Origin of the sequence: Microcoleus sp. B4-C2, from assembly GCF_036705265.1 — a bacterium.
In the GTDB taxonomy this organism is placed as follows: Bacteria; Cyanobacteriota; Cyanobacteriia; order Cyanobacteriales; family Microcoleaceae; genus Microcoleus.
This window is the reverse complement of the sequence record NZ_JAUBUB010000148.1, coordinates 1-10,046: the sequence shown is the minus strand read 5'-3', so window position 1 is coordinate 10,046 and position 10,046 is coordinate 1. Positions and strand designations below refer to the sequence as shown.

The following is a 10,046-nucleotide window of genomic DNA, read 5'->3' as shown; positions in this document are numbered from 1 at the left end:
GTTTCCCATGTATAGTAAGTGTTCGCGAATGGCGCACCTTACCTGGATCGTTAATGGTTTAAATGCTCCACAGCTTAATTTGTTGTCAACACTTTACAATTATCAGTGAACTCTCAGGTCTAAAATTCAAAACCTTTAAATTTAACATAGATTTTTTTGCAAGAGGTCTATTACAATACCGAGATTCCCAGTGTTTGAAAGCTTCTTGCAAAAATGAGAATTGCTGGGGTTGTGAGTCATAACCTGTGCGCGTGCAGTACCTCCGCGTCACAGAGTTGACACTCTCCGACCTGAAGGTGCGGAGATTCTTAAGAAGTTTTGACGCTCTTAATGGCGCTGTCAAGACACATCTAGACGTTCAAAACAACTACCTTTCGGTGCTGCAATTACGCTTACTTTTTGTATGCTTTCGTTCGCACTTCTCAACACTAGCCAGTTCGGTACGCTCCCCATCCTGCGCTGCTTGGCTGTACCTTAGTCTTTCTCAGTCAAAAATGCTGAGAGTGTCTTACTGCCCGGAATTTCACCAAAAAACTGGGTCTGAAGCCCCGTCCTTATAGGACGGCTTTACATTGAATTAAATCCCCTTTCGGGGTCGGAGAGGGAATTTAATGCAACCTCTCCGATTTTTGGGGAATGGTTGCCCCAAACTCCCATTTCTGGGGTAAAGTTAGCTTCGACAAAGTTATAAAGGCTTGTTAGGCTAGCAGCACTGTCGAGCGTGACCTTAAGACTGTTTAACCACTAGCGACAGAGCAAGGGACTAGCTTCGCATCAAGCGGGTGTCGTGACCTAAATAACGTAGCTATTTAAAGCTTAGTCTGGTCAGAATGGCCTGTTAGATTTCTCTTTCAAGCCTCACGCCTTTAGGCTGAGGTTTCTGACCGTTCTAGGAATGGTTCAGCACGTAGTTGATACGCCTACTTGTTCTGCACAATTCAATTCTAACACAATACACTCGTAGCCTAAAGGCTACAACTGCGTTTCATACCCTGCGGGAAAGACCGGGGTTCTCACGCGACGCGCTATAGGCGATGCCCGAATAATCCTCGAAAAACTGCACTGCGACCTCATCCGAAATCTTCAATGCTATATCCCGATTCGCGGTGAGCACCTCGCACCTCGATCTTTATATTCGAGAAGCTGTCGCCAACGGTGGGTTGTCCCGACGATCGCACGTTGCGACTACTTTGATCGCCAGCCTCCATCACCGTATAACCGGCAGCCCCAGCTTCCTCGATGATCTTGGCGATCTTTTTCAGCAGCACCTTTTCAGCAGAACCTTTTTCGTGACAAGGCAATACTCTATGGTTTTTCCTTGAACCATATCTTTAAGTTTATGCCAAAGATCGGCGAATTCACTACCCTCTGTTGAGAAAGATTGACTCAGATTAGCGGAAGCATTTTATAAAAAACACTTATCTTTTTGGCGCAATGACAACCATTCAACCAGCAAATCTAAGTATAAACTTAAGAATACCGTTCAAGGCGAAAGCATAGATGTCTGTCTTCTGTTCGACATCAATGTCAGCTTTGAGCGACCCAGTCTCTCTCCTTGAAACACTCTCCATTCACAGTTGAATTTCTGACAGGTATTTCCGTAGCGGCGGGCAAGTGCCCGCCACCGCCACACACATTCGAGCAGCATGGAGCGTACACAATGAACAAGTTTGACTCAACTAAACTGCGGACCCAATTTGACAACACCAGCGAAGGCTGGCTAGTGCAGGTGTATAGCGCAGATCGCCGCCTGCTCTGTGTGTTCGATTCGTCTCACGCCTGGACTTTTTTGTTGGGCTGTGGGTTCGGTCTCCTACTGGCGGTGGGGTGGTTTAACCTTGCCAGTTACAGTCCATCCACGACTTATGAACCGTCAACAGCTCCCCCTGAAATGTGGATTGATTAGCTCAGTCATTGCTAGAAGAGTGGTGTCCACGCAACTCCTGTTCCTGATTTTGCTGATCCCATACCGTCCTCGGTGCAATATCCGTGTATAGAGAAAATTCTGCGATCGCAATTTACACTGACGATATACGGGTTTTCTGAGAATAAAAGGAAAACTTATGATTTGAATTTGAAATTATGTGGGATATCCATGTAAAGCGATCGCAAGTTTGTGCGAAATTAAGAATATGACTTAAGTACATAGAATTTTGGGTCTTAATAGGTATTGATCTATAGAAGTTACTGCGGGACAGCGACACCTTCTAGCCCCATTCGGAGAGCGGCCATCTCTGAATCCCCTGCCCACAGGTGTTGGCGTAACACCTGTGGGCAGTATTGAAGCGCTGCACCCTTACTTCTTAAAGCTCACCGATCACAATAATCGCTCTTCGTTAGAGGAGGCAGCAGGAGGTATTCATGGATTTTTTGTCCTTGTTCTTAATGGACTTCTTTAAGCAGTTGCAGTCCCCAACACTTGGGTTTTTGATTGGTGGTATGGTCATTGCCGCCCTTGGTAGCGAATTGGTAATTCCAGAGGCGATTAATCAGATCATCGTCTTCATGTTGCTCATGAAAATCGGTCTGACCGGTGGTCAGGCGATCCGCAATTCCAACCTGACGGAGATGGTGATACCCGCAGCGTCTGCTGTAGCAGTAGGGGTTCTTGTTGTATTCATCGCGCGCTATACGTTGGCCAAGCTGCCGAAGGTCAACACCATAGATGCGATTGCGACCGGGGGATTGTTTGGTGCTGTGAGTGGCTCTACCATGGCTGCAGCCCTGACACTACTGGAAGAACAAAACATGCCATACGAGGCATGGGCTGCCGCACTCTATCCCTTCATGGATATCCCAGCGCTCGTAACGGCGATTGTGGTGGCCAACATTTATCTCAACCAGAAGAAGGGTAGTGCAGCAGCCCACTCTACCGTGCAGCAGTCTTTCAGCAAGCAGCCCGTTGCAGCAGGCGATTATCCCAGCACCCGGCAAGAGTATCTCAGCAAGCAGCAGAAGCCTGCGGATAATCGGGTCAAGATATGGCCGATCGTGCAAGAAAGCCTCCAGGGTCCTGCCCTATCGGCAATGTTGCTCGGCATTGCTCTTGGCCTGTTCACCCAGCCGGAAAGTGTCTATAAAAGCTTCTACGACCCCCTCTTCCGCGGCTTGCTTTCGATCTTGATGCTGGTCATGGGTATGGAGGCTTGGTCAAGACTTGGCGAACTACGTAAGGTGGCCCAGTGGTACGTCGTGTATAGCGTAGTGGCACCGCTGCTGCATGGGTTCATCGCCTTCGGTCTCGGCATGATTGCCCACTACGCCACAGGATTCAGCCTGGGCGGTGTTGTGATCCTGGCCGTCATCGCCGCCTCCAGTTCAGACATCTCCGGTCCGCCCACGTTGCGAGCCGGGATTCCGTCGGCCAATCCCTCCGCCTACATCGGCGCATCCACAGCCATCGGTACACCCATTGCGATCGGCTTGGCAATACCGCTCTTCCTCGGGCTTGCCCAGGCGATCGGTGGCAGCTAATCCCAGACGGGTCGCGGTCTGTCGGCGCTCCCTTGACCCGCCAGACCAAGCGACTCAATATATTAAGATCAACATACGTAGGTAAGGAAGTAACCAACATGCCCAAGCCAGCCAAAAAGCTTGTCATCGTCACGGAAAAGATTCTGCTGAAAAAGATCGCCAATATCATCGAAGAAGCCGGGGCAACCGGTTATACGGTTCTGGAAACCGGCGGTAAAGGCAGTCGCAACGTGCGATCGTCGGGACAACCTAGCGTTTCTGACACCACGGCGAATATAAAATTCGAGGTGCTCACCCCCGATCGGGATATGGCGGAGAATATTGCCGATCAGGTCGCAGTCAAGTTTTTCCTCGATTTTGCGGGCATGATCTATATCTGTGACGCGGAGGTACTGTACGGGCACAGTTTCTGTGGACCAGACGGCTGTTGAACCGAGACGACACAGACCTAAAAAGCCGGGGTCATGCCCCGGCTTTTTAGTAGCCGTATTTCTTGCCTGCGGACTTGGGTCTCAGTTGCAGTCCCCAGCGCGAGGCTTTCTGATCGGTGGTATGGTCATTGCCGCCAACGATGTAGCGAACTGCAAATTCCAGATGCGATCTATAGCCCAGGCTCGAATAGTGATTGAACATATTAATAGGAGTCTAAAAGTTTTCAAATTTTTGTCAAGTCGTTATAATCGTCGCCGCCGTTATGGTCTCCGTTGTAATTTGTTGTCAACACTTTACAATTATCAGTGAGATATCAGGTCTAAAATTCAAAACCTTTAATTTTAACATAGATTTTTTTTTCAATAGGTCTAATATACCGACAATCCCCCACTCGACTCCTCGCCCACTCTCGGAGGCTCCCTCACTGCAAAACTCGGACACTTCCCCACCTATTCCTAAAAATTCACAATTTTTTACAAAACACCCGAAACCTCAGCAAAGTCAATCTTTCCCAATCTAAAATTTAAAATCTAAAATCTAAAATCCCATAACTTTGCCCTCGCCTGACCCAAGCGATCCGAACTAACTTCGAGTTTGCCTCATCCACTAGCGTCTTGATGACCGTTCGAGTTACCCGCACAATCCATCAACTGCCTGCATCCTAGCCCGAAAGCCCAAAGCCCAGATTGTTTGATTCGTTTATTTTTGTTTTATTTTTGTACCTCTTTATATTAAGAAAGTATTTTAAAATTAATTTAAAAGCTAAAAAAATTATAAAAATAGATTTTTATATCAAAAAACCAGTTAAGATTCCCAAAGATGCAAAATAAACAAATTTACTAGCATTTTCATTTAGACGCCCCCTTTCTTTTCATCGCAAGTTAGCTAATAATGCTTTCAACGAGGTGACTAAGGGCTGAGTCCAAAATTGGTCTAACCCAAAGACGGATACAAGCCCCAAACAAAAGTCGTCGAGCTCGAAAATTTTAGTTAAAGAGAAGCCCCAGATTCATCTGTGGAGTCGATTCTTTAATCTCAAATCTGAAATCTCAAATCGACTGAAATTAAGGAAATTGCAATTGGGCTATGGCAATTGGGCTATGGCAATTGGGCTATGGCAATTGCAGGAAAACCCAGCCCTCATCGTTTTGATAGAAACCTATAGGAGAACCAAGAGTGAAACTAGCAGTTTACGGAAAAGGTGGAATTGGTAAATCGACAACAAGCTGCAACATCTCCGTTGCCCTAGCCAAGCGCGGCAAGAAAGTTTTGCAAATCGGTTGCGATCCAAAGCACGACAGCACATTTACCCTCACTGGCTTCTTGATCCCCACAATTATTGACACCCTTCAGCAAAAGGACTATCACTACGAAGACGTTTGGCCCGAAGATGTCATCTACAAAGGCTACGGCGGCGTTGACTGCGTAGAAGCAGGTGGCCCTCCTGCTGGAGCTGGCTGCGGCGGCTATGTAGTCGGTGAAACCGTCAAACTGCTCAAAGAACTCAATGCCTTCGACGAATACGACATTATCCTGTTCGACGTGCTCGGTGACGTAGTGTGCGGCGGTTTTGCAGCCCCCTTGAACTACGCCGATTACTGCATGATTGTTACCGACAACGGGTTCGACGCTTTATTTGCAGCCAACCGCATCGCCGCCTCAGTCCGCGAAAAAGCCCGCACTCACCCGTTGCGGCTCGCCGGTTTAATTGGCAACCGCACCTCAAAGCGCGACTTGATCGACAAGTACATTGACTCTGTACCGATGCCGGTGCTGGAAGTGCTGCCCCTGATTGAAGACATTCGCGTTTCTCGCGTTAAAGGCAAAACATTGTTTGAGATGGCAGAAAGCGATCCTTCCCTCAATTACGTCTGCGATTACTACCTCAACATCGCTGACCAGATTTTGGCAATGCCCGAAGGAGTAGTGCCCAACGACACGCCCGATCGGGAATTATTTGCCTTACTTTCAGATTTTTATCTAAATCCAGTGCAACCGGTGGTCAAGAAGGAGGAAGATGAGCTAGACCTGATGATGGTTTAATAGGTCTAGCGATCAGGATGAGGATAAAGAGGTTATGGCTTTTTTTGATACTTTTTCAGTTGCTCTCAAACAGAAGTGGTTGGACTACTACCAGGTAAATCGGGCTTGGCTGCTCCTGCACATGACGGCTGACAACACGGTCGCCACACCCGACGGCGGGAAAAGGCCTGTTTCTTACCTCATCCTGGGAATTGCGGCTGCCCTGGAGCCGGAACTCCAGCAATTAATGCTGCCCTTCTCAAAACTCAAGCCGGATGCAGACAGCCTGATCGAAGTGTTGGGGCTAAATTTTGACCCGGACATCGCGCTGGGTATGCCCTCAAATATAGTGCCGCAGACGATCGGCACATCTCCAACACCCACAGCGGCTCAAACTGCAACTGCTACACCCACAGCGGCTCAAACTGCAACTGCTGCACCCACAGCGGCTCAAACTGCAACTGCTGCACCCACAGCGGCTCAAACTGCAACTGCTGCACCCACAGCGGCTCAAACTGCAACTGCTGCACCCGCAGCGGCTCAAACTGCAACTGCTGCACCCGCTGATGCCAAATCTAATAAATTGGGCGGTGCGGCGTTAGCAGCAGCCGGAGTAGTCGCCGGAGTCGCCGGAGCTGCCGGTCTGGCTGCGGCGGCGTCAGCACTGAGCTCCGACGACGAATCCTTCGATGAGTTTGAGGAAGAAGCAGTCTCTGATTTCGACCTGGGCGATGACGAGGAAGAAGCAGTCTCCGACTTCGACCTGGGCGATGACGAGGAAGAAGCAGTCTCCGACTTCGACATGGACGATGACGAGGAAGAAGCAGTCTCCGACTTCGACATGGGCGATGACGAGGAAGAAGCGGTCTCCGACTTCGACATGGACGACGATGAGGAAGAAGCGGTCTCCGACTTCGACATGGACGACGATGAGGAAGAAGCCTCGGCTTTGGACGGTCTCGGTCTCGAAGACGATGAGGAAGACGCCGTATCTGACTTTGATATGGGCGACGATGAGGAAGACGCCGTATCTGACTTTGATATGGGCGATGACGAGGAAGACGCCGTATCTGACTTTGATATGGGCGATGACGAGGAAGATGAAGCCTTGGCTTTGGGCGGTCTCGACCTCGGCGATGACGAGGAAGATGAAGCCTTGGCTTTGGGCGGTCTCGACCTCGGCGATGACGAGGAAGATGAAGCCTTGGCTTTGGGCGGTCTCGACCTCGGCGATGACGAGGAAGATGAAGCCTCACAATTTGGGACTTTGACCTCTGGAGATCTCGAATCGGGGATTTCCGATCCGTTTGGGGAAGAAGATGCAGAGTTTGTCGCCGAAGAAATACCCGATCCTTTTGGGACAGCGACCTCAGATGACCTAGACATGGATCTGGGCGACTTGGACGATGACGGTATTGACGATTTCTCTGTATCTGATGACGATGACCTCGACGATCTCGGACTCGACGATCTGGGGGAAGCAACTACCGGAGATCCAGATGAAGATGATTTAGATGCTCTAGATCTCGGTGATTTGGATTCCGACGATGAAGATGAAGAAATTTCCGGCTTTTTATCTGATTTTAAGTGAGGTTGTTGCGCTCGCCCGCGTCTCTTCTAGTCTTGAAGTTTCCCGCTCTATTTGTGAGTTGTGAGTTGCGAGTTGTTAATTTTTAATTAGCTCCAACTCACAACTGCCAAAAGGCTTTTTGCCTTAGCGAGTTGAAGTAAACTAAATCCCTGCTGTGAGGGATTGTATGCCCTCGCGCAGAATTTTTTAGCCAGAATTTTGGATGCTGCGGCGGCTGCGGAAATATTGAGTTTGCTGCATCTATTTTTCAGAGAAATTACGCCAAAACCAGGTATTTCTATTATTGTTCGCTGCTTCAGCGCGATCGCACTTTCACAGGTGTTTCCTCGCCACTGCGCCTGTTCGCGTTCGAGAGGAAAAACAACCTGAAAAACCACTTATGCTTGTCCGCAGCAAGAGATGCGATCGCAAAATCCAGGTGTTTCCTCGCTCCGCCGCAATTCCTGTTCGAGACGAAAAACAATTTAAAGGGAGAAGATTTGAGATATGACTGCTATTACTACTAATGAACCGGAAGCTTTAAACTTTGAATGCGAAACAGGCAATTATCACACTTTTTGTCCGATTAGCTGCGTAGCTTGGCTTTATCAAAAAATTGAAGATAGTTTTTTCTTGGTCATCGGTACTAAGACTTGCGGCTATTTCTTGCAAAACGCCATGGGCGTGATGATTTTTGCCGAGCCTCGCTATGCGATGGCTGAGTTGGAAGAGGGCGATATTTCCGCTCAATTAAACGATTATGACGAGTTGAAGCGGCTGTGCTTGCAAATTAAGCGCGATCGTAACCCCAGTGTAATTGTCTGGATCGGCACTTGCACCACCGAAATCATCAAAATGGATTTGGAAGGGTTAGCGCCGAAACTCGAAGCAGAAATTGGCATTCCCATCGTCACAGCGCGCGCTAACGGCTTGGATTACGCTTTTACTCAAGGGGAAGATACCGTTTTAGCGGCGATGGCTGCTAAATGCCCTGAGAAAGCGCCCGTGATGGAATCTCAGAAACAAGAACGCAATGCTATCTCTCAACTGCTGAATTTCGGCAAGAAAAAAGAGGAAGTTGCAGCAGATGAATCGGAATATGTCAAGCACACACCGCTGGTACTTTTCGGTTCTTTGCCCGACCCAGTTGTCACTCAGCTAACTCTAGAATTGAAGAAGCAAGGAATCAAAGTTTCCGGTTGGCTTCCTTCCAAGCGCTACACTGAATTGCCAGTTTTGGAAGAAGGCTATTATGTATCTGGCATGAATCCGTTCTTGTCACGCACAGCTTCTACGTTGATGCGCCGTCGTAAGTGTAAGCTAATTGGTGCCCCATTCCCGATCGGCCCTGACGGAACTCGCGCTTGGATTGAAAAGATTTGCTCAGTGTTGGGAATTGAACCAAAAGGTTTGGACGAACGGGAAGCGCAAATTTGGGCTGGTTTGGAAGATTACCTGCAAATAATTCGCGGCAAATCTGTCTTCTTTATGGGAGACAATTTGTTAGAGATTTCTTTAGCACGTTTCTTGATTCGCTGCGGCATGACTTGCCCGGAAATCGGCATTCCTTATATGGACAAGCGCTATCAAGCGGCCGAGTTGGCGTTGTTAGAAAAGACTTGTCACGAGATGGGAGTTCCTACTCCTCGGATTGTGGAGAAACCAGACAATTACAATCAGTTGCAGCGGATTTACGAGCAGAATATTGACTTGGTGATTACTGGTATGGCTCACGCTAATCCTTTGGAAGCGCGGGGGATTAATACTAAGTGGTCTGTTGAGTTTACTTTTGCTCAGATTCACGGGTTTGGTAATGCGCGGGATATTTTGGAGTTGGTGACTCGTCCGCTGCGCCGGAATAATTCACTGAAGGATTTGGGTTGGGGTAATTTGGTGAAGAATGAAGCGAAGGTTTAGTTTCTGAATTACATCTGATTCCTAGCGAGGGTGGGCAATGCCCGCCCTTTATCATTAGAATAGTATAAGCATCTATAGAACCCATTTGAGATCTATTGCTGTAAGCGTAAGCCCTGTGCGATATGGATTTGGACTCTTTTGCTACCATTGCCCCATGATTTCTCGTCTTGTAGCTATTGAGTTATGTGAGACGACTTGTTTGTCTGCCTGATTTTTTCAGGAAAGATATCAAATGGGTTCTATAAGGATATTAAACTATCCTGATGGAGCGGCAAGGGTTACAAACTTTATCTCTTTTTTTGTTCTCATGGCTGTTCAATCCACCTAACCCCTCTAGCTTTTGCTTATAGTTAATAATAAATGAGTTCCCTCTGTCAAACCCGGTAATGACTCTACCCACTACTTTGCTAGCCTCATTTGTCTTTCTTTCCTAGCTTAGCTCTTGATTTAGCATACTAACTACTGAAGAGCCAAAATCCATACTGTGTTTACTTCCACCACTGATTCAGCAAGCCCTAGTTATATCTACGCTTTAGTGAATATACTGATTACCTTTAACAATACTCCGGACAGTTTTTAAGCAGCCAGAGTACCATAAGACAAGACTGAAGGAAGGTTAGGGTGATTTAAA

At 48.0% G+C, this 10,046-nt stretch carries 7 protein-coding genes and 1 pseudogene; 6 read left to right on the top strand and 2 right to left on the bottom strand.

Annotated elements, in window-relative coordinates; all coding sequences use genetic code 11:
• Positions 1-1,070 precede the first annotated feature (1,070 nt).
• Positions 1,071-1,301 carry a hypothetical protein gene (locus QUB20_RS27110; RefSeq protein ID WP_445299435.1) on the bottom strand — a complete coding sequence of 77 codons (231 nt, stop codon included), beginning with the start codon at positions 1,299-1,301 and terminating at the stop codon, positions 1,071-1,073.
• A 1,060-nt stretch (positions 1,302-2,361) separates the two neighbouring features.
• On the opposite strand from QUB20_RS27110, the gene QUB20_RS27105 reads away from it, so the two are divergent.
• The 5 genes and pseudogenes from QUB20_RS27105 (at position 2,362) to QUB20_RS27085 (ending at position 7,519) form a co-directional block, all read left to right on the top strand.
• Positions 2,362-3,474 (top strand): sodium-dependent bicarbonate transport family permease, encoded by a 1,113-nt coding sequence (locus QUB20_RS27105; RefSeq protein WP_333251092.1) that lies wholly within the window; start codon positions 2,362-2,364, stop codon positions 3,472-3,474.
• A 98-nt stretch (positions 3,475-3,572) separates the two neighbouring features.
• Complete coding sequence (locus QUB20_RS27100) at positions 3,573-3,905, top strand: P-II family nitrogen regulator (RefSeq protein ID WP_333251090.1); 333 nt, start codon at positions 3,573-3,575, stop codon at positions 3,903-3,905.
• A 175-nt stretch (positions 3,906-4,080) separates the two neighbouring features.
• Positions 4,081-4,215 (top strand): annotated as a pseudogene (locus tag QUB20_RS27095) (IS5/IS1182 family transposase); the annotation flags it as partial.
• An 867-nt stretch (positions 4,216-5,082) separates the two neighbouring features.
• Positions 5,083-5,949, top strand: a complete 867-nt coding sequence (gene bchL / locus QUB20_RS27090) for a ferredoxin:protochlorophyllide reductase (ATP-dependent) iron-sulfur ATP-binding protein (RefSeq protein WP_006634709.1) — start codon at positions 5,083-5,085, stop codon at positions 5,947-5,949.
• A 34-nt stretch (positions 5,950-5,983) separates the two neighbouring features.
• Positions 5,984-7,519 (top strand): DUF5331 domain-containing protein, encoded by a 1,536-nt coding sequence (locus tag QUB20_RS27085; protein WP_333251088.1) that lies wholly within the window; start codon positions 5,984-5,986, stop codon positions 7,517-7,519.
• An 86-nt stretch (positions 7,520-7,605) separates the two neighbouring features.
• Here the strand turns inward: QUB20_RS27085 and QUB20_RS27080 are convergent, their stop codons facing one another.
• Entirely contained in the window at positions 7,606-7,896 is a 291-nt protein-coding gene (locus QUB20_RS27080; protein ID WP_333056570.1) for a hypothetical protein, read from the bottom strand.
• Between the two features lie 109 nt (positions 7,897-8,005).
• Between QUB20_RS27080 and QUB20_RS27075 the strand changes: the two genes are divergently transcribed.
• Positions 8,006-9,415, top strand: a complete 1,410-nt coding sequence (locus QUB20_RS27075) for a ferredoxin:protochlorophyllide reductase (ATP-dependent) subunit N (RefSeq protein ID WP_199292772.1) — start codon at positions 8,006-8,008, stop codon at positions 9,413-9,415.
• The last annotated feature ends 631 nt before the right edge of the window (positions 9,416-10,046 follow it).

Coding starts and splice junctions, on each gene's coding strand:
- QUB20_RS27105 (WP_333251092.1), top strand. CDS start 2,362: ATGGATTTTTTGTCCTTGTTCTTAATGGACTTCTTTAAGCAGTTGCAG.
- QUB20_RS27085 (WP_333251088.1), top strand. CDS start 5,984: ATGGCTTTTTTTGATACTTTTTCAGTTGCTCTCAAACAGAAGTGGTTG.
- QUB20_RS27075 (WP_199292772.1), top strand. CDS start 8,006: ATGACTGCTATTACTACTAATGAACCGGAAGCTTTAAACTTTGAATGC.
- QUB20_RS27100 (WP_333251090.1), top strand. CDS start 3,573: ATGCCCAAGCCAGCCAAAAAGCTTGTCATCGTCACGGAAAAGATTCTG.